Raw genomic sequence first — 22,017 nt, forward strand, 5'->3', positions numbered from 1 at the left:
AATGGGAATTATTATTAAACCGTTAGTGACAGAGAAGATGACTGCAATTACTGATAAGACGAACAATCGTTTCGGCTTTATCGTGCGTCCTGAAGCTAATAAACTGGAAATTAAGAAGGAAGTTGAAGCCCTTTACAACGTTACAGTAGTTGATGTGAATACAATGAAGTATGCTGGCAAGAACAAGAGCCGCTATACTCGTGCCGGTATCATCAACGGACGTACGAATGCGTTCAAGAAGGCTATCGTTACGTTGAAAGAAGGAGATACTATTGATTTTTATAGCAATATTTAATAAAAATGGCAGTACGTAAATTTAAGCCCACAACACCGGGGCAAAGACATAAAATTATTGGTACTTACGAAGAGATTACTGCACGGGTACCAGAAAAGTCTCTTGTATTTGGTAAGAAATCTTCAGGTGGTCGTAATAACGAAGGTAAGATGACCATGCGTTACATTGGTGGCGGTAGTAAGAAGATTATTCGTATCGTAGATTTCAAGAGAAATAAAGACGGTGTGCCTGCGGTGGTTAAAACAATTGAATACGATCCGAACCGTTCGGCTCGTATCGCTCTGTTGTTTTATGCAGATGGAGAAAAAAGATATATTATTGCTCCCAATGGATTGCAAGTTGGTACAACTTTGATGTCAGGTGAAACTGCTACTCCGGAAATCGGAAACGCACTTCCGCTTCAGAATATTCCGGTCGGTACTGTAATTCATAATATCGAATTACGTCCGGGACAAGGCGCTGCCTTGGTTCGCTCGGCTGGTAACTTCGCTCAGTTGACTTCTAGAGAAGGTAAATACTGCGTTATCAAGTTGCCTTCAGGTGAGGTTCGTCAGATTCTCAGCACATGTAAGGCTACTATCGGTAGTGTAGGTAACTCAGATCATGGATTGGAAAGTTCAGGTAAAGCTGGACGTTCTCGTTGGTTAGGACGTCGTCCGCGTAACCGTGGTGTTGTTATGAACCCGGTTGATCACCCGATGGGTGGTGGTGAAGGACGTGCTTCAGGAGGACACCCGAGATCTCGTAAGGGATTGTACGCTAAGGGTCTTAAGACAAGAGCTCCGAAGAAACAATCGTCTAAGTATATTATTGAGAGAAGAAAGAAGTAATCTGATTAATTGAGTAAATTATGAGTCGTTCATTAAAAAAAGGTCCGTATATTAACGTTAAGCTTGAGAAGAAAGTGCTTGCCATGAATGAATCGGGCAAGAAAGTGGTAGTTAAGACCTGGGCCAGAGCTTCAATGATTTCGCCTGATTTCGTAGGCCATACTGTTGCAGTTCACAACGGAAATAAATTTATTCCTGTTTATGTTACCGAAAATATGGTAGGACACAAGTTGGGCGAATTTGCTCCAACTCGTACTTTCAGAGGACACGCTGGTAACAAGAAAAAATAAAACAGGATTTATCTGAAATAATAAAGTAATAATATAATGGGAGCAAGAAAAAAAATATCGGCTGAAAAAAGAAAAGAAGCCCTTAAGACCATGTATTTTGCGAAATTGCAAAATGTTCCTACTTCCCCCCGTAAAATGCGTCTCGTGGCTGACATGATTCGCGGGATGGAGGTGAACAGAGCACTCGGCGTCCTGAAGTTCTCTTCAAAAGAGGCTGCCGCAAGAGTGGAAAAGTTGCTGCGCTCTGCAATTGCTAACTGGGAGCAGAAAAACGAACGTAAAGCTGAAAGTGGCGAGCTGTTCGTAACCAAGATTTTTGTTGATGGTGGTGCTACGCTCAAAAGAATGAGACCGGCTCCGCAGGGTAGAGGTTACAGAATTCGTAAACGTTCAAACCACGTAACGTTGTTCGTTGGTTCTAAAAGTAATAACGAAGATCAAAATTAAGGTAAATGGGACAAAAAGTTAATCCAATAAGCAACCGTTTAGGAATTATCAGAGGATGGGATTCCAATTGGTATGGTGGAAAGAATTACGGCGACTCTCTGCTGGAAGATAGCAAGATTCGTAAATATTTGAACGCTCGTCTGGCAAAGGCTAGTGTGTCAAGAATTGTAATTGAACGTACACTGAAACTCGTGACTATTACCGTTTGTACTGCACGTCCGGGTATCATTATCGGCAAAGGTGGCCAAGAAGTTGACAAGTTGAAGGAGGAGTTGAAGAAGGTTACGGATAAGGATGTGCAGATTAATATCTTCGAAGTTAAAAGACCTGAGTTGGACGCTGTTATCGTGGCTAACAACATCGCCCGTCAGGTTGAAGGTAAAATTGCCTACCGTCGTGCCATCAAGATGGGCATTGCCAATACCATGCGTATGGGTGCGGAAGGTATCAAGATTCAGATTTCAGGACGTTTGAATGGTGCAGAAATGGCCCGTTCTGAAATGTATAAGGAAGGAAGAACTCCGTTGCACACTTTCAGAGCAGATATTGACTACTGTCATGCAGAAGCATTGACAAAGGTTGGTCTTCTCGGTATTAAAGTTTGGATTTGTAGAGGTGAAGTTTATGGTAAGAGGGAGTTGGCTCCGAACTTTACGCAAAGCAAGGAAAGTGGTCGTGGAAGCAATAGCGGAAACAATGGCGGAAAGAACTTCAAAAGAAAGAAAAATAATCGCTAACGAATTTGATTTTTAGGAATTATGTTACAACCGAAAAAAACAAAATTCAGAAGACAACAAAAAGGCCGTCAAAAGGGTAATGCCCAAAGAGGAAACCAGTTGGCTTTCGGATCTTTTGGTATTAAGGCCTTGGAAACGAAATGGATTACAGGCCGTCAGATTGAAGCTGCGCGTATTGCAGTGACAAGATATATGCAACGTCAAGGACAGATTTGGATTCGTATTTTCCCCGATAAACCTATTACCAGAAAGCCTGCTGATGTACGTATGGGTAAAGGTAAGGGTGCACCGGAGGGATTCGTAGCCCCTGTTACACCGGGTAGAATTATTATCGAAGCCGAAGGAGTATCTTATGAAATCGCTAAAGAGGCTTTGCGCTTGGCTGCACAGAAGCTTCCTATCACAACCAAGTTTGTGGTTAGACGTGATTATGATATTCAAAATCAAAATGCGTAAGGAGTATGAAAATAGCAGAAATTAAAGAGATGCCTACCAACGACTTGGTAGAAAGAGTAGAAGCAGAAGTAGCTAATTACAACCAAATGGTTTTAAATCATTCTATTTCTCCTTTGGATAATCCTGCTCAAATCAAACAATTACGCAGGACTATTGCGCGTATGAAAACAGAATTACGCCAAAGAGAACTTAACAATAAATGATGAGCTTGATGGAAGCAAGAAATTTAAGAAAAGAAAGAACTGGGGTTGTGCTGAGCAACAAGATGGATAAGACCATTACGGTAGCAGCTAAGTTTAAGGAGAAACACCCCATATATGGTAAGTTCGTTAGCAAGACGAAGAAGTACCATGCTCATGATGAAAAGAATGAGTGCAATGTCGGCGATACTGTACACATCATGGAAACTCGTCCTTTGAGCAAGACTAAGAGATGGAGATTGGTAGAAATAATTGAAAGAGCTAAGTAATTATGATACAAGTAGAATCCAGACTTACAGTATGTGATAATAGTGGGGCAAAAGAGGCTCTCTGTATCCGCGTTTTGGGTGGTACAGGTCGCCGCTATGCTTCAGTAGGGGACGTGATTGTCGTTTCTGTAAAGAGCGTTATCCCTTCAAGTGATATTAAAAAAGGTGCAGTGTCTAAAGCTTTGATCGTACGTACTAAGAAAGAAATCCGTCGTGCTGATGGCTCTTACATACGTTTTGATGATAATGCTTGCGTGTTGTTGAACAATGCAGGTGAAATTAGAGGTAGTCGTATTTTCGGTCCGGTAGCTCGTGAACTTCGTGCTACTAACATGAAAGTTGTGTCACTCGCTCCTGAAGTACTTTAATATTGTAAAAGATTTGAGTAATGAGTAAATTACATATTAAAAAAGGCGATACAGTTTATGTAAACTCCGGTGAAGACAAGGGTAAGACTGGTCGTGTATTGAAGGTTCTTGTTGATAAAAACCGTGCAATTGTTGAAGGTATCAACATGGTGTCTAAGAGTACAAAACCGAATGCTAAAAATCCGCAAGGTGGCATCGTGAAGCAGGAGGCTTCTGTCCACTTGTCAAACTTGAACCCCGTTGATCCAAAGACTGGCAAAGCAACGCGTGTTGGAAGAAAAGTAAGTGCTGATGGCACTTTAGTGCGTTATTCTAAAAAATCAGGAGAGGAGATTAAGTAATGAGTAATACTGCTAGCCTTAAGAAAGAATATGCAGAGCGTATTGCGCCTGCATTGAAATCACAGTTCCAGTATTCTTCTTCAATGCAGATACCCGTACTTAAGAAGATTGTTATCAATCAAGGTCTGGGTATGGCTGTTGCCGACAAGAAGATTATTGAAGTGGCAATTAATGAAATGACTGCTATTACTGGTCAGAAAGCCGTGGCAACCATTTCTCGTAAGGATATTGCGAACTTTAAGTTACGTAAGAAAATGCCGATTGGTGTTATGGTAACTCTGCGTCGTGAGAGAATGTACGAATTCCTTGAAAAGCTGGTTCGTGTAGCTCTGCCTCGTATTCGCGACTTCAAGGGTATTGAAAGTAAGTTTGATGGTAAAGGTAATTATACCCTTGGTATTCAGGAACAAATCATTTTCCCTGAAATTAATATTGATAGTATTACCAGAATTCTCGGAATGAATATTACCTTTGTAACCTCTGCGCAAACAGATGAAGAAGGGTATGCCTTGTTGAAAGAATTCGGTTTACCGTTTAAAAACGCTAAAAAAGATTGATAATATGGCAAAGGAATCAATGAAGGCACGTGAAGTAAAGCGTGCTAAATTAGTAGCCAGATATGCCGAGAAAAGAGCTGCGTTGAAGCAAATCGTTAGAACTGGTGATCCTGCTGAAGCTTTTGAAGCTGCACAGAAATTGCAGGACTTGCCTAAGAATTCTAATCCGATTCGTATGCACAACCGTTGCAAGCTGACTGGTCGTCCTAAAGGATATATCCGTCAGTTTGGTATCTCAAGAATCCAATTCCGTGAGATGGCTTCCAACGGTCTTATTCCCGGTGTAAAGAAAGCAAGCTGGTAATTTGTTTTTTTAAATATTGTCAGGGTAGGCCTGATTAATTTAATTTATTTTTTATATGACTGATCCAATAGCAGATTATTTGACGAGGTTGCGGAACGCTATTCAAGCGAAGCACAGAGTTGTGGAAGTTCCGGCTTCAAATTTGAAAAAAGAAATCACTAAGATTCTTTTTGAAAAGGGCTACATTCTTAATTATAAGTTTGTAGAAGATGGTCCTCAAGGTACAATCAAGGTTGCCTTGAAGTATGATCCGGTAAACAAGGTTAACGCTATCAAGAAGCTGGAGAGAATCTCTTCTCCGGGTTTGCGTCAATATACCGGTTATAAAGACATGCCGCGCGTTATTAATGGTTTGGGTATTGCTATAATATCTACTTCCAAGGGTGTAATGACCAACAAAGAAGCCGCTGAACTGAAAATTGGTGGTGAAGTTTTGTGTTATGTATATTAATAGGAGGAATTAGCAATGTCAAGAATAGGAAAATTACCCATTAGTATTCCCGCTGGAGTAACAGTTACTCTGAAAGATGACGTGGTTACCGTTAAGGGACCCAAAGGCGAAATGAGCCAATATGTAAATCCTGCTATCAATGTTACCATCGAAGACGGTCATGTTGTTTTGGCTGAGAATGAAAATGCAATGCTGGATAATCCCAAGCAAAAGCATGCATTCCATGGATTATACCGTTCATTGGTACACAATATGGTTGTTGGTGTATCAGAAGGATATAAGAAAGAATTGGAACTTGTCGGTGTAGGTTACCGTGCCTCTAACCAGGGAAATATCATTGAACTGGCTTTAGGCTATACTCACAGTATCTTTATACAGTTGCCTCCTGAAGTTAAAGTTGAGACTAAGTCTGAAAGAAACAAGAATCCTTTGATTATATTGGAATCTTGCGACAAGCAGTTACTTGGTCAAGTTTGCTCTAAAATACGTTCTTTCCGTAAGCCTGAACCGTATAAGGGTAAGGGTATTAAGTTTGTTGGCGAAGAAATTCGTAGAAAGTCTGGTAAATCAGCCGGTGCTAAATAATCATTTAAATTGATATTATTATGACAACAAAAATAGAAAGACGTATAAAGATCAAATATAGAGTACGCAACAAAATTTCAGGTACTACTGAATGCCCGCGTATGAGTGTATTTAGAAGTAATAAGCAAATCTATGTTCAGATTATCGACGATTTGTCCGGTAAGACGCTGGCTGCCGCTTCTTCTTTGGGTATGACTGAAAAAATGCCTAAGAAGGAACAAGCTGCTAAAGTGGGTGAACTGATTGCGAAAAAAGCTCAAGAAGCAGGTATTACTACTGTTGTTTTCGACCGTAATGGTTACTTGTATCATGGGAGAGTAAAAGAGGTGGCTGATGCTGCCCGTAACGGTGGACTTAAATTTTAATCATTATGGCAGGACTTAATAATAGAGTTAAGATTACAAACGATATAGAGCTGAAAGACAGATTGGTCGCTATTAATCGTGTAACCAAAGTAACCAAAGGTGGTAGAACTTTTAGTTTCTCTGCTATTGTGGTAGTAGGAAACGAAGAAGGTATCATCGGATGGGGCCTTGGTAAAGCTGGTGAAGTAACTGCTGCTATTGCCAAAGGTGTTGAATCAGCAAAGAAGAACCTGACAAGAGTGCCTGTACTGAAGGGTACAGTTCCTCACGAACAGTCCGCTAAATTTGGTGGTGCTGAGGTATTTATTAAACCGGCTTCTCATGGTACCGGTGTCGTTGCCGGTGGTGCAATGCGCGCTGTATTGGAAAGTGTCGGTGTGACAGACGTTTTGGCTAAGTCAAAAGGTTCTTCCAACCCGCACAACTTGGTAAAGGCTACTATCTTGGCATTGAGCGAAATGCGTGATGCCCGTATGGTTGCCCAGAACAGAGGAGTTAGTATGGAAAAAGTATTTAGAGGATAAGGAGGAAGAATATGTCGACTATAAAGATTAAACAAGTTAAAAGTAGAATTGGTGCTCCTGCTGATCAGAAGAGAACTCTCGATGCACTGGGACTTCATAAGTTGAATCGTGTGGTTGAACACGAATGCACTCCTTCAATTCTTGGAATGGTGGATAAGGTTAAACACTTGGTTACCATTGTTAAGTAATTATTTGTTGAATATAAAACGAATTACAATATGAACTTAAGTAATTTAAAACCTGCAGAGGGATCTACTAAAACAAGAAAGAGAATTGGACGTGGTCCGGGTTCTGGCTTGGGAGGTACTTCTACTAGAGGTCATAAAGGAGCTAAATCAAGATCTGGATACTCTAAGAAAATCGGTTTTGAAGGTGGTCAGATGCCTCTTCAACGTCGTCTTCCTAAGTTTGGCTTTAAAAACATCAATCGTGTAGAGTATAAGGCTATCAACTTGGATACAGTTCAGAAATTGGCTGAAGCAAAGAACTTGCAGACTGTAGGTATCAGTGACTTCATTGCCGCTGGTTTCATTTCTGCAAGCCAGTTGGTAAAAGTATTAGGTAACGGAACTTTGACTGCTAAGTTGGATGTACAAGCACATGCGTTTTCTAAAACTGCTGTTGCTGCCATCGAAGCTGCTGGTGGACAAGTAGTAAAACTCTAATTCGATGAGAAAAGCTATTGAAACATTAAAGAATATATGGAAAATTGAGGATCTGAGACAACGGATCCTCATTACCATATTGTTTGTGGCAATTTACCGTTTCGGTTCGTATGTCGTTTTGCCGGGTATCAATCCGTCAATGCTGGCACAATTGCATCAACAGACAAGCGAAGGTCTTTTAGCCTTGTTAAACATGTTTTCCGGAGGAGCATTTTCCAATGCCTCTATTTTTGCATTGGGTATCATGCCGTACATCTCTGCCTCCATTGTGATTCAGTTGCTGGGTATTGCGGTTCCGTATTTCCAGAAATTGCAGCGCGAAGGTGAGAGCGGTAGAAGAAAGATGAATCAATATACTCGTTATCTGACGATTCTTATTCTTTTGGTTCAGGCTCCTTCTTATTTGCTCAATCTTAAGATGCAGGCTGGTCCTTCTTTAAATGCTTCATTAGATTGGACTCTGTTTATGTTTACTTCTACCATTATTTTAGCGGCTGGAAGTATGTTTATTTTGTGGCTTGGTGAGAGAATTACGGATAAGGGTATCGGTAATGGTATTTCGCTGATTATCATGATTGGTATCATCGCCCGTCTGCCGCAGTCTTTATTCCAGGAATTGATTTCCCGTATGACGGACAAGACTGGTGGTTTGGTAATGTTCCTGATTGAGCTTGTTGTTCTGCTGGTTGTCATTGCATTCGCTATTCTTTTAGTGCAGGGAACTAGAAAGATTCCTGTTCAATATGCGAAGAAGATCGTGGGTAACAAGCAATATGGCGGTGCTAGACAGTATATTCCTTTGAAGGTGAATGCTGCTAACGTGATGCCTATCATTTTTGCTCAGGCTATCATGTTTATTCCTATCACTCTTGTTGGGTTCTCGAATGTAAATGATGCAAGCGGTTTCGTACGTGCATTGACTGATCATACAAGCTTTTGGTATAATTTGATTTTTGCAGTGTTGATTATATTGTTTACGTATTTCTACACTGCAATTACTATTAACCCGACTCAGATGGCTGAAGATATGAAGAGAAACAATGGTTTTATTCCGGGTATCAAGCCAGGAAAGCAAACTGCCGAGTATATTGACGTGATTATGTCACGCATTACTCTGCCTGGTTCTTTCTTCTTGGCCTTGGTTGCCATTATGCCTGCGTTTGCCGGTATATTTGGTGTGAAAGCTGAGTTTGCTCAATTCTTTGGCGGTACATCTTTGTTAATCCTTGTGGGTGTGGTTCTTGATACTCTCCAGCAAGTAGAAAGTCATTTGTTGATGAGACATTATGACGGTTTGCTGAAATCCGGACGTATTAAAGGGCGCAGTGGTAATGTAGCTGCATATTAATCTTTTTTGAAGAATGATATTTCTTAAAACAGAAGATGAAATAGAGTTGCTCCGCAAGAGTAATTTGCTTGTTGGAAAGACGCTGGCTGAGATAGCTAAGGTTATAAAGCCCGGAGTGACAACAAAAGAGCTGGATAGGGTGGCAGAAGAGTTCATCAGAGACAATGGTGCGGTTCCAACCTTTAAAGGTTTTCCGAATCAATATGGCGATTCTTTTCCAGCTTCTATTTGTACATCTGTAAATGATCAGGTGGTGCATGGAATTCCGGGAGACGATGTGGTACTGAAAGAAGGGGATGTTGTATCTGTTGATTGTGGTACTTACATGAATGGCTTTTGCGGTGATTCGGCCTATACGTTTTGTGTGGGTGAAGTTGATGATGAGATTCGCAAATTGTTGAAGGTTACTAAAGAGGCATTGTACATAGGAATACAGAGTGCCGTTCAAGGCAAGCGGTTGGGCGATATCGGATATGCGATACAACAGCACTGTGAGTCTAATTCTTATGGTGTAGTGCGTGAGTTTGTCGGTCATGGGATAGGTAAGGAGATGCATGAAGACCCACAAGTTCCTAATTACGGGAAACGTGGTTATGGAACAATGTTGAAGAAAGGTTTGTGCATTGCTATTGAGCCGATGATAACTTTGGGTAGCCGACAAATAGTAATGGAGCGTGACGGCTGGACGGTGAGGACAAAAGATCGCAAATGTGCTGCTCATTTTGAACATACGATAGCAGTCGGAGCTGGTGAAGCTGATATATTGTCGTCATTCGAGTTCATTGAAGAAGTATTAGGAGATAAAGCAATTTAAAAAATTAATATGGCAAAGCAATCTGCAATAGAACAAGATGGAGTTATAGTTGAAGCATTGTCTAATGCAATGTTTCGTGTTGAATTAGAAAACGGACATGAGATTACTGCACATATTTCCGGTAAGATGCGGATGCATTACATCAAAATTCTGCCAGGGGATAAGGTTAGAGTCGAAATGTCTCCTTACGATTTATCGAAAGGAAGAATTGTATTTAGATATAAATAAAATTAAGATATGAAAGTAAGAGCATCCTTAAAGAAACGTACGCCAGAGTGTAAGATTGTTAGACGTAATGGCCGTTTGTATGTTATTAACAAGAAAAATCCTAAGTATAAACAACGTCAAGGATAATATTATTATTTTTGCAAAAAAAATAATTTAGTATATGGCTATAAGAATAGTTGGTGTCGATTTGCCTCAAAACAAGAGAGGTGAAGTTGCGTTGACCTATGTATATGGTATAGGTCGTAGTAGTTCAGCAAAAATTTTGGATAAAGCAGGTGTTGACAGAGACCTGAAAGTAAAAGACTGGACGGATGATCAGGCTGCCAAGATTCGTGAGATCATTGGTGCAGAGTATAAGGTTGAAGGTGATCTTCGTTCTGAAGTTCAATTGAACATTAAGCGTTTAATGGATATCGGTTGTTATCGTGGCGTTCGTCATCGTATTGGTCTTCCTGTAAGAGGTCAGAGCACGAAGAACAATGCCCGTACTCGCAAGGGTAGAAAGAAAACCGTTGCTAATAAGAAAAAAGCTACTAAATAATAATTGTTGATATGGCAAAAAAAACAGTTGCAGCAAAAAAGAGAAATGTGAAGGTTGATGCTAATGGACAGTTGCATGTTCATTCATCTTTTAACAACATTATTGTTTCTCTGGCAAATAGCGAAGGTCAGATTATTTCTTGGTCTTCTGCCGGAAAGATGGGTTTTAGAGGTTCAAAGAAGAACACTCCCTACGCAGCACAGATGGCTGCTCAAGATTGTGCTAAGATAGCATACGATCTTGGCTTGAGAAAGGTAAAAGCATATGTGAAGGGTCCGGGTAACGGACGTGAGTCTGCTATCAGAACTATCCATGGTGCAGGTATTGAAGTTACTGAAATCATTGATGTGACTCCGCTTCCGCATAACGGTTGTCGTCCTCCGAAAAGACGTAGAGTTTAAAATTTACCTTTAATAGAAGTGAGACTTGATTTTGTTATTGGATTGTAAACTTTCTCTCTGCAATCGCGGCTGCAACAAATTGAGTTCATGAATAAACAATTAAATATTTAAAAGAAATGGCTAGATATACTGGACCAAAATCAAGAATAGCCCGTAAATTCGGTGAAGGTATCTTTGGAGCAGATAAAGTATTGTCAAAGAAGAACTATCCTCCCGGACAGCACGGTAATTCCAGAAAGAGAAAGACTTCTGAATACGGTGTTCAACTTCGTGAGAAACAGAAAGCCAAATATACTTATGGCGTTTTGGAAAAACAATTCCGCAATTTGTTCGAAAAAGCAGCTACTGCTAAAGGTATTACCGGTGAGGTGCTTCTTCAATTGTTAGAGGGCCGTTTGGACAACATTGTTTTCCGTTTGGGTATTGCTCCTACTCGTGCAGCTGCTCGTCAGTTGGTGAGCCACAAGCACATTACTGTAGATGGTGAAGTTGTGAATATTCCTTCTTATGCAGTAAAACCGGGTCAGGTGATTGGTGTTCGTGAAAGATCCAAATCATTGGAAGTTATCGCTAACTCATTGGCTGGCTTTAACCATAGCAAATATCCTTGGTTGGAATGGGATGATAACTCTAAGGTTGGCAAATTGCTGCATGTACCTGAGAGAGCAGACATTCCTGAAAACATTAAAGAGCATTTGATCGTAGAATTGTATTCTAAATAATAATTAATTTCATGGCGATATTAGCATTTCAAAAACCTGATAAAGTATTAATGTTGGAAGCGGACTCTAGATTCGGAAAATTCGAATTTCGTCCGTTGGAACCCGGTTTCGGTATTACCGTGGGTAATGCACTGCGCCGCATCCTGCTTTCTTCATTGGAAGGTTTTGCTATCACTACTATCAAGATAGACGGTGTTGAGCATGAATTTTCCAGTGTTCCGGGAGCAAAAGAGGATGTTACTAACATTATCTTGAATCTGAAACAGGTGAGATTCAAGCAAGTAGTTGAAGAATTCGAGAGTGAGAAAGTAAGTATTACAGTCGAGAATTCAAGTGAATTTAAAGCAGGTGACATAGGTAAGTATTTGACTGGATTTGAAGTGTTAAATCCTGAATTAGTTATTTGTCATTTAGATTCAAAGTCGACTATGCAGATAGATATTACGATTAACAAAGGTCGTGGTTATGTTCCTGCTGATGAAAACCGCGAATATTGCACTGATGTGAACGTAATTCCTATCGATTCTATTTATACTCCGATACGTAATGTGAAGTATCAGGTAGAGAACTTCCGTGTAGAGCAGAAGACCGACTACGAGAAACTGGTACTTGAAATTACTACCGACGGTTCCATCCATCCGAAGGAAGCTCTGAAAGAAGCTGCGAAAATTCTGATTTATCACTTCATGCTCTTCTCTGACGAGAAGATTACGCTGGAAACAAATGATGTTGACGGTAACGAAGAATTTGATGAAGAAGTATTGCACATGCGTCAGTTGCTGAAGACCAAGCTTGTTGATATGGATCTCTCTGTACGTGCCCTCAACTGTTTGAAGGCTGCGGATGTAGAGACTCTCGGTGACTTGGTGCAATTCAACAAGACGGATTTGCTGAAGTTCAGAAACTTCGGAAAGAAATCGCTTACCGAGCTTGATGATTTGCTGGAAAGTCTGAATCTGTCGTTTGGAACTGATATTTCTAAATATAAATTAGATAAAGAATAAAAGATGAGACATAATAAGAAATTCAACCATTTGGGTCGTACTGCCTCTCATAGAAACGCTATGTTGGCTAATATGGCGTGTTCTTTGATTAAGCACAAAAGAATCACTACGACCGTTGCAAAGGCTAAGGCTTTGAAGAAGTTTGTTGAGCCTTTGATTACAAAGGCTAAAGATGATACGACTAATTCTCGTCGTGTTGTATTTAGCAATTTGCAAGACAAGTATGCTGTAACTGAACTGTTTAAAGAAATCTCTGTGAAGATTGCTGATCGTCCGGGTGGTTACACTCGTATTATCAAGACTGGTAACCGTTTGGGTGACAATGCTGAAATGTGCTTCATTGAACTCGTTGACTATAACGAAAACATGGCTAAGGAAAAGGTTGCCAAGAAAGCTACCCGTACTCGCCGTTCAAAGAAGTCTGCCGCTGCTGAAGCTGCTCCTGCTGCCGAAACTGCTGCACCGGTTGCCGAGGCTCCTGCTACTGAGGAAGCTAAAGCTGAATAATTCAACTATTCTTTTTAATATATGGAAGCCGTCCCAATTTGTTTGGGGCGGCTTTTTTTAGTGATAGTCAGAAGTTGTTTTCCGGGGGCATAACGCATTTTGGTAAGCATCAACGGACGCATCAACCGAAGTACATATTTTGAAGGTTATAGGTGTGATGCAATTTTGCAGCCTAATATTGCAACAACTATAACCTTTTTATTTATGACAAAATAGTAGTGGTGCGATAAAAATCTAACCATAATTATTAAACAATTAGTATTTAGAGCCTGCTTAAATTTTGCCCGACACTGTTTTGCGATTTGTTTTCGAGGATATTTTTCAGTTTTTGTGAGGAACATAACGGGCTATGTGCCGAATAGACACAGGAAAACAGGACGAAAATAAACTCAAAAGAAGCTGAATAAAGAATTTTCTAAGCAAAATCTGAACAGGCTCTTAATTAAATACAAGGGTATATTGATTTTTTGATTTGAATTTGATTTACTTATGACCAAGCAGGACTCGGCAATCAATTCAAATCAAGATGTCAAGATGCTCTCTTTATTTGATGATTTTAAGGAGTGTGTCAAAACCCTCTTTTTAACAAGATCACCCTTGCTGCAGATATCTGTGACAGGGGTGATTTTCATATTTTTGGTGTTTTTACACATCCCCAGTAATGACAAAACAAGAGTTTTTAGAGATTCAATCCGAAGTATTATCTGGTGGGAAACCGTTAAAGTTTATTTTAGCAGAGTTTGGAGTTCCTTATTCAACTTATAACTACTGGCGCAATAAATTTACATCCAAGGATGAGAATTTGCCCATAGCACCTATGTCTATAAAGGAACCGGAAGTTACTGAAAGTTATTCAACTTTTGAGAATGTAGATGTAACCGGTGTCGTGTTGTTTTTTTCTAATGGATTCCGAGTTCATTTCGGTCGTGGAGGTGACCATGTTTTAATGGAACTGCTAAATAAGAGTGTAAGCCATGTTCCGTCCGAATGATACGATGCGTTATCATCTGTGTCCCGGATGCACACATATGCGCAGGGGCTTATTGCTCCCATGCCTTTGTTGCCTATTATACAAAGATGTTCCCGGAGCAAGCCTTCCGGCTGAAATTCTCTTGCAGAAATATGAATACCACATGCCGTTCTACTGCCGGATCAAAGAGTTGGCACATTTGGGTATGGCCGGGCTGAAGGAAGCGACCATTACCGGCTGGTTCAATCGTTCGATGGAAGTGTTGCGGCCTCTGTATAATGCTTTGGTAAAGGAAATGCTGAAAAGTGACTACTGTCAGGCTGATGAGACGACCACCAATGTAATCAATTCTGAAAAGCATGCTACAGACCGTGAATATGTCTGGATGATACGTGCCGTTACAGAGAAACTTGCAGCCTTCTTCTATGAGGAGGGCTCCAGATTCGGAAAAGTTATAAAGAATCTCACAGACAGGCACAATTGCTACGGATATCTACAGTGTGACGGTTTTGCCGGTTATACTTCTGCCTACAAGCCTCATATCCTTCACCTTAGATGATAATGGACTGTATGCGAGTTGTTTATGGTGAAACTTGATTTGAAGGATGACAGCATTTAAGAGCGTGCTGCATTGAACAAAATCGGAGAAAGAACTGTTTTAATTTGCATATGGATATGACCGGATTTTTAAGACTCATAGGATTCATGGTGTTTGCATTGGCTGTATGGCAAATAGCGGACGATGTATTTGCTGGCGAGGCAGCAAATAGAGGGAATGTTGTAGATGCGAAGGTGATTCTGGTACATGAAGAGACGGATTCTTGTGTTTCGGTGCCTCCATTGCCTTATTTACCGGATGCAGAGCTGGCGGGTATCGGTGGGCAGGTACGTTTGCTGGCATATTCTCGTATAAAGCGTTTTTCTCCTGCAGAATATATCTTTTCCTTAAAAGATAGGGTGGGCGGATTGGCTCTAAGAGAGCTTGCTTTGTCCCGATGTCGTGAGAGGCTTTATGAAACTGCTGTCTATTATCGTTGCCAGCCGGTGTGCGAATATTACATTTTCACACTGAGGCGTATTCTCATTTAGTGTTTTATCGAATCTCTCTTTTTCCCTTGTGTATGGTCAGACTATGTGTTTTTGCAGGGGGATACTGTATTTTCATTTCTGATAAATTCATTAAAGCATATTATAATTATGGCAACTCAAACTATTGACGCAACTCTTTTTGCGTCTTCACATCCCGATATTGTAAAGCGTACCAGTGTTTCAGGACTTGTCTTTTCAGTAGCTATGCTGCTGGTCGGTATTTTTATCTTTGCATCTATTTTTAAGATGAGTGACAGATCTTCCACCCTCAGTATGGCTTTGATGGTGCTGGCTACGGCATTCGTCTTGCTTGGCGTGTTCCGTCTGTTCTGGAAATCGAAGGAAGTGGTTTATTTGCCGACGGACAGTGTGACCAAGGAACGCAGTGTTTTCTTTGATTTGAAATATTTGGGCAGACTCACGGATATGATTGAGAATGAACAGCTGAATGGCGAGACTGAAATACGAAGTAGCGGCAGCGGAAATGTGCGCATGAATGTGATGATTTCGCAGGACAATAAATTTGCGGCTGTACAGTTGTATCAATTTGTGCCTTACGCGTATACTCCGGTAACTTCCGTACGCTACTTTACGGGTAGCGATGCGGTTGCGGTGTCTACTTTCCTGGAGAAGTGTAAAACTGCATAATCAGTCAAAGAGTTGGACTTGACTTCAACTGCAGCGGGGATTAGTCGGCAACGGCAATCCCCATTTTTTTCATCAAGAAGCAGGCGTTCATGTTTTGGGCGACGCCCGGGCGCAAGCGGTAGGAGAAGGTCAGTTCATTGTCTGTAATGTCTGCTTCGAAGCGATAGTTGCGGATGTCATCGGGGAAGAGGTCGATGAGCGTTCCCAGCAGCAGGTCGTGGGTGGCAATGATACCATTGGCCTGCAAAGTCATGAACTGCTTGATAAGGGCAAAGGAGCCTTTCTGCTTGTCCATGGAGTTGGTGCCTTTCAGAATTTCGTCGAGGATAATGAAAAGCTCCTCACCGGCCTGCAGCTTGTCTATGATGAGTTTCAGACGTTTGAGTTCGGCAAAGAAGTAGGACTCGTTGTCGTTCAGCGAATCCGAGGTGCGCAGGCTGGTGACGAGCCGGGCCGGGCATATTTCCATTTGGCGGGCACAGACGGGAGCGCCGATGCAGCCGAGGAGGTAGTTGATGCCTACGGTGCGCAGATAGGTGCTTTTTCCTGCCATGTTGGCGCCGGTGATGATGATGAAGAACGGCCGTTTCGCCATATTGATGTCATTGTGTACACAGCGGTCGCGGTTCATCAGCGGGTGTCCCAGGGCTTCGGCGCGTAGACGGAAGGGGGAGGGAAGAGGGTTGCTTTGGCATGTGGCAGAGTCGGCTTTTGCATTGACTTTTGTGCCGGCCTGGGTCTCTACATCGCCTTCTACTCCTGCATTGGCTTCTGTTTGCAGGATGGAGGGATAAATATAGTCCGGATGATTATAGGCAAATGTTGCCAGCGAGTTGAGCGCATCCATTTGTCCGATGGCATCGAGCCACCCGGGCAGTTCAGCGGCATACTGCTCTTTCCAGGCTTCAATGCGCATGATTTGACGCAGCTCCCAGAAGAAGAGGCCGTTCAGAATGACGTACATGAAGACATTGTTGCGTTGGTCGAGTTCATCCATGAGCTTGTTCAGCCTGCTGATGGAGTGGGAGGCTTTCCGTTTTTCTCCGCCAATCTGTTGTTTTATCTCTTTGAGCAGGGCGGCTTGCGCAGGCTGTTTTTCCATGAGGTGGAGCAGGGCGGCGTAGGCGGAGAGGATTTGCAGTTTTTTGCCATAGATGGCCTGCATCTTGGTGACTTTGCCGGTGAAGCCGAAGCCGGCGATGACGAAGCAGGTCCAGATGATGCCGCAGATACTTGCGGGCAGCATTCCTGTCATGGCAAGTGCGAGGCAAATGAGGTTGGTTCCCGCCACCAGTACCGGCAGGAGGCGCAGCAGTTTCCGGCTCCGGAAGATGCACGGACTTTCCGCCCAGTGGCACAGTTCCGTTTCATCGGCGGCTTTTCCTTTGTACAGCAGGCCGAGGATGCGGAAGCGCTGGCGGAATTTCAGTTCCGGAGCCAGTTCGCCGACGGCTTCCTGGCGTCGGATGATTTCTTCCTTTCTCTCGAGATGTTTCCCCAACCAGAGGGCGAGGCGGTGTTTCCCGGGCTGCGTGCAGGTGCGGTTGATGTACTGGAAAAGGGAATGCGGGCCGAAAACATCCAAGTCATAGGTGTAGAGATGGGCGGGGTCGACGTATGCTTCGCCGTCATCGAAGGAAGACGTGTCGTAATCCAGCGCGGCGAGTTCCTGCTCGTTGATTTCCATCTTCTTTTCCAGATAGTCCTTGCGATGGAACAGCCGGTTGTGGTATTTCATTAAAGACAGGAACGGCAACAGGGTGACGAGGGCGATGCCTGCCAGTATGCCCCAGCTCTCGCTCCGGAAGTAGATGATTCCTGCTGCTCCTGCCACGAACAGCAGCAGGCGCAGGGTGCCGATGCGGTAAATCTTCTGTTGCACTTTATTCAGTTCTTGTCTGGCCTCTTCGGCCGTGTTGCGGTAGGCGGCGCTGATTTTGTCTATCGTATTCATTTACTCCATACATGTTAAGTTCAAGGCAAAGATATACATTCTAATTGTTTTTTTTCACGATTTTTTGTCTACTTCCGATAAAAAATGTACCTTTCGCTCGCTAAAACAAAGTTTCAGAAAAGAGGAGGTTGGGATATGAAGAAGAGTTGGTTGTCAGGCGTTCTGATGTTGCTGGCGGTTTTGCCGGCGGCGGCGCAACAAGTAATGTATTCCAATCTGAAAGAGTTGGCGGAGAACCGTGGCGATACGGTTACCACACTGAAGATTGAGAAGCGTACAAAGAACCGGATTTACCTCATGGGCGGTGCCGATTATCGTATTACGGCAGACGGCAATCTCGGTCTGTGCCGCTACCTGAAGTCCCGTTGTTATGCCGTACGGGTAGATACCTCGCTTTATGTCAACTGCCGTAAGATGCGCTACAAGCGCTATCGCTTCGGGCAGTGGTATGCACCTGCCATGTGGCTCGGCGGAAAGGTTTACTTCTGTGCACAGCCCGTGGGACAAGCGGCCGCCAGCACCATGGCTCCCGATGATGCCACCCGATTGGGGGGTGAAGTGGGCGATGCCATCAATGCTTCGGGACTGGTGCATGCCCGCGTCTATTACGAACTGAATCCGGAAACCGGAAAGTCCGAGTTCGTGGGGCGGAGACAGATGATGCGACTGCTTGACGGATACCCGGCACTGCGCGCCGAATTCGAGAAAGAAACAAGCGAGTCGGCAGAGGTCATCGGCAAATACCTGCGTGCACTTCGCCCGTTAATCACTACCATTAATCACTAATCATTAATAAGATGATATTATTGCAAGATGTGCCCGATGGGTACGAATACTGCTTTGCGGGTAACGGAAAGTGCCCCAAAGCCTCTTCCTGCCTGCGGGCGATAGCGGCACAGCTGTTATCCGAGAGTGAAGATCCCCAACCACAGTCCGTTCGTGCGGTGAATCCTTTCTACGTGGGCAGTTTGTCCGGTTCCTCCACTTGTGCCCGTTACCGCTCCAACGAGCAGCTGCACTACGCCCGCGGCATGACGCGTATTTTCGACGAAGTGCCCGCCAAGCTGCTTTCCACCGTGCGCCATCGCGTGATGGGATGCTTCTCTTGCGAACGCTATTACTATCATTGCCGCAAGGGCGAACGGCCTATCTCTCCCGAAGAACAGCAACGGATAGCCCGGGTATTCAAGGCAGTAGGCATAAGCACCAAGCCTAAGTTCGACCGATACGAGTATGCGGTGGCTTGGTGACCGGCTGCAAAGTCACTGCACACCTTTTGCAGCGTCACTGCAAACCTGTTGCAGTCGCGCTGCAAAGCAGTTGCAGTATCACTGCAAATAGGTGTGCAGCGACGCTGCAAAAGGCTTGCAGTAGCACTGCAAAAAGCATGCACTTGCTTTGCAGTGAGAAATCACTGTCTATCATGTGGTTACGGATGAATGCAATGAGCCCTTCTCTCCCCCCTCTGCAGATTGCAGAAGAAAGATGCGGATGCCGATACGCTCATATCAATCCGTTTCCGGCACCAGTGACGAGGGCTGGTCGGGGGGGCTGTCGTCTGTTCTCGCCCATCAGTCGGGGATATTCATAAAATAAACAGGAGAGGCTGAATCTTTGCAGAAACAGCCTCCTGATGTAACAAAGTTAAACACTGTTTGTGTACCTCCGGTTAAAAGTCAAGAGAGAATTGTTCTTATTATGGTACACACATGGACAGTTCCGGGCATTTCAACCAATGGTCGGATACTGCCTGTCATTATTTCTGTCATTGTGGAGTTTCACGCCAGATGCTTGGATTATAGAGCTTGAGCAAAGAACCGACCGATGTGGCGCTTGACGGAGCTCCGCTGAAAACGCGGAAAGACATGAAATCAATCGGACGGCTCCACGTTCCTGTATCCTGCATGTCGAAGAACGTAATACCTGATTCTGCGTCATAATCAAGGGGGAACAGCATGTATACCGTTGTCGACCATGTGTAATAGCCGCTTCCTTCTACAATGTTGTATACATCGTTTCCTTCGAATTCACCCATCTTGCTTGCGTTGTACATCACGAATCTTATCTTTTCCGGTTCAAACGTAACCGGTATTGTCCAGCCATAATCCGGAAGTGCCAGTTCGGTTTCGGAAAGGACGGCATTCATAGCCTGGAATTTCCCGTCCTGTGTGCGGAATGTCAGGTAGCAAGGGCCTGCAATATCCTTGTCAAAGTCATACTGTGTCACTTTCAGTGAGCCGGAGAAAGTCTCTGATGAATATTTGAGAATTCCTATGCGGGCATGTCCGGTTGTATTTTCTTTAAAGTTTATTTTCAGATGTTCTCCGTCGGAAGTTACGTTGAACCAGTCTTCGTTCGGTTCAAAAGTCAGGGGTACGTTGGCCGACATCTCATAGGTCAGCGAATGTGCCTCGTCAGAGTTGGTTGCGATTTCGCTGCCCGCACTCAACTGAAAGACCAGTCCGTTTTGTTGTACCATCACATGTACGGAATCTGGGCCGCAACGCAATATCAGTTGCGCGGTACGTCCTTCCAGGTTGCCGTTTTCGGTTACGGATACATTCACGGTGTTTCCGTTTATGGTGGCTGTGCACCAATTGCAATCGGTCTCGACGGTGACTGCTTCGGAGGCATTGAATACCACTGTACCGGTTCCGGCGGCAGCCTGGAACAATACGTCCGACTTTATAACCTGTATCAAGCTTTGGCCTTCCATTCCCCAATCTTTATCTTCGGAGCAGGCCGTGAAGCCTGCTACCACGAGGGCTGCCAATAAATAATATATGTGTCTTTTCATAATCAGTTGATTTTAGTCATTGTTGTTACGTGTGGCATGCGGCAGGATTTAGTACCTGCAATGTACCATGAAGAGTTGGTGAATGCTCCTGCGCTGCTGCCTCCGGACAATTGCCACATGATGTACGAATTCACTGTGTATCCGGCCCATGTTCCATAATCTTTCCAAGTGTACACGGGAGATTGCTCATTCTCGTTCCATTCGGTGCGCATGCCTATTGCCGTATTCCATGTCAACTGGCCGGGACCTGCATCCCAGGCGCATAGCCATATTTCATTTTTGCCGTTATTGCCAATCTTTTGCGATTGCCATGTCAAAGTTCCAGATGAACGCTGGTAGTTTAAGGTCACTGTAAATTTGTCATTCAGTCCACTCATTATGTAAGAAGCGCCGTCTTCGGCAGGAGTCAAAGTAACGTTGACTTGTTCTTTGCCGTTGAATGAGAGCGTATAATTCCCGGCATAATCTGCATAGCCACGCCATCCTTTTGGGAAGACAGCGTTGAATACTACGCCGGTTCCGCTATTGTCGGTCAGCGAGTTCGTTTCCGGATCTATGATAAACTCCTCGAAAGTCACTCCCGCCACTTCTGTAGGATGATACAAACGCAACCCTTGGTCGGTTATTACGTAAGCCGCCTTTACCGGCTCGCTGCCTGCCGGTGCGAAAGAAATCTGCCGGGAATCGACATCGATGGTACCGGCAACTTGTGTCCCTCCCACAGTTCCACTGAATCCGCTCAGAATCATGCTTTCGATAAGTTGTCTCATTTTGTCGAGGTAGGATTGCGATTTTTCCGTCATTTTGCGCATATACATGACATTGTTGGTCTTCTTTCCTCGCAAAGTCACCAAGTCGGGGGTGATTTTCAAGATTACAAACTCAAATTCCCCTTGAAAAGCCTGATAGGCATTGGAATTGGGAGTGGAAAGATAATGCAGTAACAGATTGTAAGTGTCGAAACTTAGCACCGGCCCGTCATCGTCCGTCATTTTGTAGAGGCTTTCTACTTCCAGACTGCTGTCATCGACCAATTCTGTGCTGGCATACACTTTCTCCTCGTCAAAGCGTACAACGAATGCATATCCGCCATAGCTTTGGCTCGGATGCGGATACATCTCTAGCAGCCAACCGTTTTCGGCACTCGTCAGCACCTTTTTTGCTTCTGAAATATATTGCTGCAAGCGTTCGGACGGATTCTTGTCGAACACTTCTTCGTCATCTTTCAAGCAAGACTGGAATGTCAGTGCGCAAAGCAGCATTCCCCATAGTGCCACATATAATTTATTTGTTTTCATGCTTCTTGCCTC

36 protein-coding genes are annotated in these 22,017 nt (G+C 43.5%); 33 read left to right on the plus strand and 3 right to left on the minus strand.

Going from position 1 to position 22,017, the window contains the following annotated elements; all coding sequences use genetic code 11:
* Position 1: 1 nt before the first annotated feature.
* From rplW to HU824_RS09945, 31 genes are all read left to right on the plus strand, one after another.
* Entirely contained in the window at positions 2-295 is a 294-nt protein-coding gene (rplW, locus tag HU824_RS09795; RefSeq protein WP_005825706.1) for a 50S ribosomal protein L23, read from the plus strand.
* A 5-nt stretch (positions 296-300) separates the two neighbouring features.
* Positions 301-1,125: a 50S ribosomal protein L2 gene (rplB, locus tag HU824_RS09800; protein ID WP_136010246.1), complete on the plus strand. Its 825-nt coding sequence runs from the start codon at positions 301-303 to the stop codon at positions 1,123-1,125.
* Between the two features lie 20 nt (positions 1,126-1,145).
* A complete protein-coding gene (gene rpsS, locus HU824_RS09805; protein WP_002558070.1) occupies positions 1,146-1,415 on the plus strand; it encodes a 30S ribosomal protein S19 in 270 nt (89 codons plus the stop codon).
* 36 nt (positions 1,416-1,451) lie between these two features.
* Positions 1,452-1,862 (plus strand): 50S ribosomal protein L22, encoded by a 411-nt coding sequence (rplV, locus tag HU824_RS09810; RefSeq protein WP_004291236.1) that lies wholly within the window; start codon positions 1,452-1,454, stop codon positions 1,860-1,862.
* Positions 1,863-1,867: 5 nt separating this feature from the next.
* Positions 1,868-2,599: a 30S ribosomal protein S3 gene (rpsC, locus tag HU824_RS09815; protein WP_176468733.1), complete on the plus strand. Its 732-nt coding sequence runs from the start codon at positions 1,868-1,870 to the stop codon at positions 2,597-2,599.
* 21 nt (positions 2,600-2,620) lie between these two features.
* Positions 2,621-3,055 (plus strand): 50S ribosomal protein L16, encoded by a 435-nt coding sequence (gene rplP / locus HU824_RS09820; protein ID WP_004291234.1) that lies wholly within the window; start codon positions 2,621-2,623, stop codon positions 3,053-3,055.
* A gap of 5 nt (positions 3,056-3,060) precedes the next feature.
* The gene (gene rpmC / locus HU824_RS09825; RefSeq protein WP_025835822.1) at positions 3,061-3,258 is read left to right on the plus strand and encodes a 50S ribosomal protein L29; all 198 of its coding nucleotides are present in this window, start codon (positions 3,061-3,063) and stop codon (positions 3,256-3,258) included.
* On the plus strand, positions 3,255-3,524 hold the full coding sequence (rpsQ, locus tag HU824_RS09830) for a 30S ribosomal protein S17 (RefSeq protein WP_176468734.1): 270 nt from the start codon (positions 3,255-3,257) through the stop codon (positions 3,522-3,524). Before rpmC ends, rpsQ begins: the two co-directional genes overlap by 4 nt.
* A 2-nt stretch (positions 3,525-3,526) precedes the next feature.
* Complete coding sequence (gene rplN / locus HU824_RS09835) at positions 3,527-3,892, plus strand: 50S ribosomal protein L14 (RefSeq protein ID WP_005825700.1); 366 nt, start codon at positions 3,527-3,529, stop codon at positions 3,890-3,892.
* Between the two features lie 20 nt (positions 3,893-3,912).
* Complete coding sequence (gene rplX, locus HU824_RS09840; protein ID WP_136010248.1) at positions 3,913-4,233, plus strand: 50S ribosomal protein L24; 321 nt, start codon at positions 3,913-3,915, stop codon at positions 4,231-4,233.
* Positions 4,233-4,790, plus strand: a complete 558-nt coding sequence (rplE, locus tag HU824_RS09845) for a 50S ribosomal protein L5 (RefSeq protein ID WP_013546680.1) — start codon at positions 4,233-4,235, stop codon at positions 4,788-4,790. Before rplX ends, rplE begins: the two co-directional genes overlap by 1 nt.
* A 4-nt stretch (positions 4,791-4,794) precedes the next feature.
* Positions 4,795-5,094 (plus strand): 30S ribosomal protein S14, encoded by a 300-nt coding sequence (gene rpsN, locus HU824_RS09850; protein WP_005825697.1) that lies wholly within the window; start codon positions 4,795-4,797, stop codon positions 5,092-5,094.
* A gap of 55 nt (positions 5,095-5,149) precedes the next feature.
* A complete protein-coding gene (gene rpsH, locus HU824_RS09855) occupies positions 5,150-5,545 on the plus strand; it encodes a 30S ribosomal protein S8 (protein WP_004291226.1) in 396 nt (131 codons plus the stop codon).
* A gap of 15 nt (positions 5,546-5,560) precedes the next feature.
* The gene (rplF, locus tag HU824_RS09860) at positions 5,561-6,130 is read left to right on the plus strand and encodes a 50S ribosomal protein L6 (RefSeq protein ID WP_005825696.1); all 570 of its coding nucleotides are present in this window, start codon (positions 5,561-5,563) and stop codon (positions 6,128-6,130) included.
* A gap of 20 nt (positions 6,131-6,150) precedes the next feature.
* On the plus strand, positions 6,151-6,495 hold the full coding sequence (rplR, locus tag HU824_RS09865; protein WP_005656518.1) for a 50S ribosomal protein L18: 345 nt from the start codon (positions 6,151-6,153) through the stop codon (positions 6,493-6,495).
* 5 nt (positions 6,496-6,500) lie between these two features.
* A complete protein-coding gene (gene rpsE, locus HU824_RS09870) occupies positions 6,501-7,019 on the plus strand; it encodes a 30S ribosomal protein S5 (RefSeq protein WP_005825693.1) in 519 nt (172 codons plus the stop codon).
* Between the two features lie 11 nt (positions 7,020-7,030).
* Positions 7,031-7,207, plus strand: coding sequence for a 50S ribosomal protein L30 (gene rpmD, locus HU824_RS09875; protein WP_004291222.1), 177 nt, complete (start codon positions 7,031-7,033; stop codon positions 7,205-7,207).
* 30 nt (positions 7,208-7,237) lie between these two features.
* Positions 7,238-7,684, plus strand: coding sequence for a 50S ribosomal protein L15 (rplO, locus tag HU824_RS09880; protein ID WP_136010249.1), 447 nt, complete (start codon positions 7,238-7,240; stop codon positions 7,682-7,684).
* 4 nt (positions 7,685-7,688) lie between these two features.
* Complete coding sequence (gene secY / locus HU824_RS09885; RefSeq protein WP_136010250.1) at positions 7,689-9,032, plus strand: preprotein translocase subunit SecY; 1,344 nt, start codon at positions 7,689-7,691, stop codon at positions 9,030-9,032.
* 13 nt (positions 9,033-9,045) lie between these two features.
* Positions 9,046-9,846 (plus strand): type I methionyl aminopeptidase, encoded by an 801-nt coding sequence (gene map / locus HU824_RS09890; RefSeq protein WP_176468735.1) that lies wholly within the window; start codon positions 9,046-9,048, stop codon positions 9,844-9,846.
* A gap of 9 nt (positions 9,847-9,855) precedes the next feature.
* A complete protein-coding gene (infA, locus tag HU824_RS09895; protein WP_002558052.1) occupies positions 9,856-10,074 on the plus strand; it encodes a translation initiation factor IF-1 in 219 nt (72 codons plus the stop codon).
* Positions 10,075-10,083: 9 nt separating this feature from the next.
* Positions 10,084-10,200 (plus strand): type B 50S ribosomal protein L36, encoded by a 117-nt coding sequence (gene ykgO, locus HU824_RS09900; RefSeq protein WP_002558051.1) that lies wholly within the window; start codon positions 10,084-10,086, stop codon positions 10,198-10,200.
* A gap of 34 nt (positions 10,201-10,234) precedes the next feature.
* Positions 10,235-10,615 (plus strand): 30S ribosomal protein S13, encoded by a 381-nt coding sequence (gene rpsM, locus HU824_RS09905; protein WP_004291218.1) that lies wholly within the window; start codon positions 10,235-10,237, stop codon positions 10,613-10,615.
* Positions 10,616-10,626: 11 nt separating this feature from the next.
* The gene (gene rpsK, locus HU824_RS09910) at positions 10,627-11,016 is read left to right on the plus strand and encodes a 30S ribosomal protein S11 (RefSeq protein WP_002558049.1); all 390 of its coding nucleotides are present in this window, start codon (positions 10,627-10,629) and stop codon (positions 11,014-11,016) included.
* Positions 11,017-11,132: 116 nt separating this feature from the next.
* Positions 11,133-11,738 (plus strand): 30S ribosomal protein S4, encoded by a 606-nt coding sequence (rpsD, locus tag HU824_RS09915; protein ID WP_136010252.1) that lies wholly within the window; start codon positions 11,133-11,135, stop codon positions 11,736-11,738.
* An 11-nt stretch (positions 11,739-11,749) separates the two neighbouring features.
* On the plus strand, positions 11,750-12,742 hold the full coding sequence (locus HU824_RS09920; RefSeq protein WP_005825683.1) for a DNA-directed RNA polymerase subunit alpha: 993 nt from the start codon (positions 11,750-11,752) through the stop codon (positions 12,740-12,742).
* Between the two features lie 3 nt (positions 12,743-12,745).
* Positions 12,746-13,249: a 50S ribosomal protein L17 gene (gene rplQ / locus HU824_RS09925; protein WP_136010253.1), complete on the plus strand. Its 504-nt coding sequence runs from the start codon at positions 12,746-12,748 to the stop codon at positions 13,247-13,249.
* A 661-nt stretch (positions 13,250-13,910) separates the two neighbouring features.
* Positions 13,911-14,240: a hypothetical protein gene (locus tag HU824_RS09930; RefSeq protein ID WP_176468736.1), complete on the plus strand. Its 330-nt coding sequence runs from the start codon at positions 13,911-13,913 to the stop codon at positions 14,238-14,240.
* Complete coding sequence (locus HU824_RS09935) at positions 14,224-14,778, plus strand: transposase (protein WP_176468737.1); 555 nt, start codon at positions 14,224-14,226, stop codon at positions 14,776-14,778. Before HU824_RS09930 ends, HU824_RS09935 begins: the two co-directional genes overlap by 17 nt.
* 116 nt (positions 14,779-14,894) lie before the next feature.
* Entirely contained in the window at positions 14,895-15,308 is a 414-nt protein-coding gene (locus HU824_RS09940) for a hypothetical protein (RefSeq protein ID WP_176468738.1), read from the plus strand.
* Between the two features lie 108 nt (positions 15,309-15,416).
* Positions 15,417-15,956 carry a hypothetical protein gene (locus tag HU824_RS09945; protein WP_176468739.1) on the plus strand — a complete coding sequence of 180 codons (540 nt, stop codon included), beginning with the start codon at positions 15,417-15,419 and terminating at the stop codon, positions 15,954-15,956.
* A 40-nt stretch (positions 15,957-15,996) separates the two neighbouring features.
* Here HU824_RS09945 and HU824_RS09950 read toward each other — a convergent pair whose 3' ends face one another.
* Positions 15,997-17,910 (minus strand): MutS family DNA mismatch repair protein, encoded by a 1,914-nt coding sequence (locus HU824_RS09950; protein WP_176468740.1) that lies wholly within the window; start codon positions 17,908-17,910, stop codon positions 15,997-15,999.
* A gap of 135 nt (positions 17,911-18,045) precedes the next feature.
* On the opposite strand from HU824_RS09950, the gene HU824_RS09955 reads away from it, so the two are divergent.
* Together HU824_RS09955 and HU824_RS09960 are read left to right on the plus strand one after the other, a co-directional pair.
* The gene (locus HU824_RS09955; protein WP_369692699.1) at positions 18,046-18,696 is read left to right on the plus strand and encodes a DUF6563 family protein; all 651 of its coding nucleotides are present in this window, start codon (positions 18,046-18,048) and stop codon (positions 18,694-18,696) included.
* An 11-nt stretch (positions 18,697-18,707) separates the two neighbouring features.
* The gene (locus HU824_RS09960; protein ID WP_136010259.1) at positions 18,708-19,160 is read left to right on the plus strand and encodes a DUF6078 family protein; all 453 of its coding nucleotides are present in this window, start codon (positions 18,708-18,710) and stop codon (positions 19,158-19,160) included.
* A 515-nt stretch (positions 19,161-19,675) separates the two neighbouring features.
* Here the strand turns inward: HU824_RS09960 and HU824_RS09965 are convergent.
* Positions 19,676-20,707 (minus strand): BACON domain-containing protein, encoded by a 1,032-nt coding sequence (locus tag HU824_RS09965; protein WP_148356394.1) that lies wholly within the window; start codon positions 20,705-20,707, stop codon positions 19,676-19,678.
* A 2-nt stretch (positions 20,708-20,709) separates the two neighbouring features.
* Complete coding sequence (locus HU824_RS09970; protein ID WP_168354318.1) at positions 20,710-22,005, minus strand: DUF4302 domain-containing protein; 1,296 nt, start codon at positions 22,003-22,005, stop codon at positions 20,710-20,712.
* Positions 22,006-22,017 lie beyond the last annotated feature (12 nt).

It is taken from the genome of Bacteroides sp. L10-4 (assembly GCF_013373675.1).
GTDB lineage: Bacteria > Bacteroidota > Bacteroidia > Bacteroidales > Bacteroidaceae > Bacteroides > Bacteroides muris.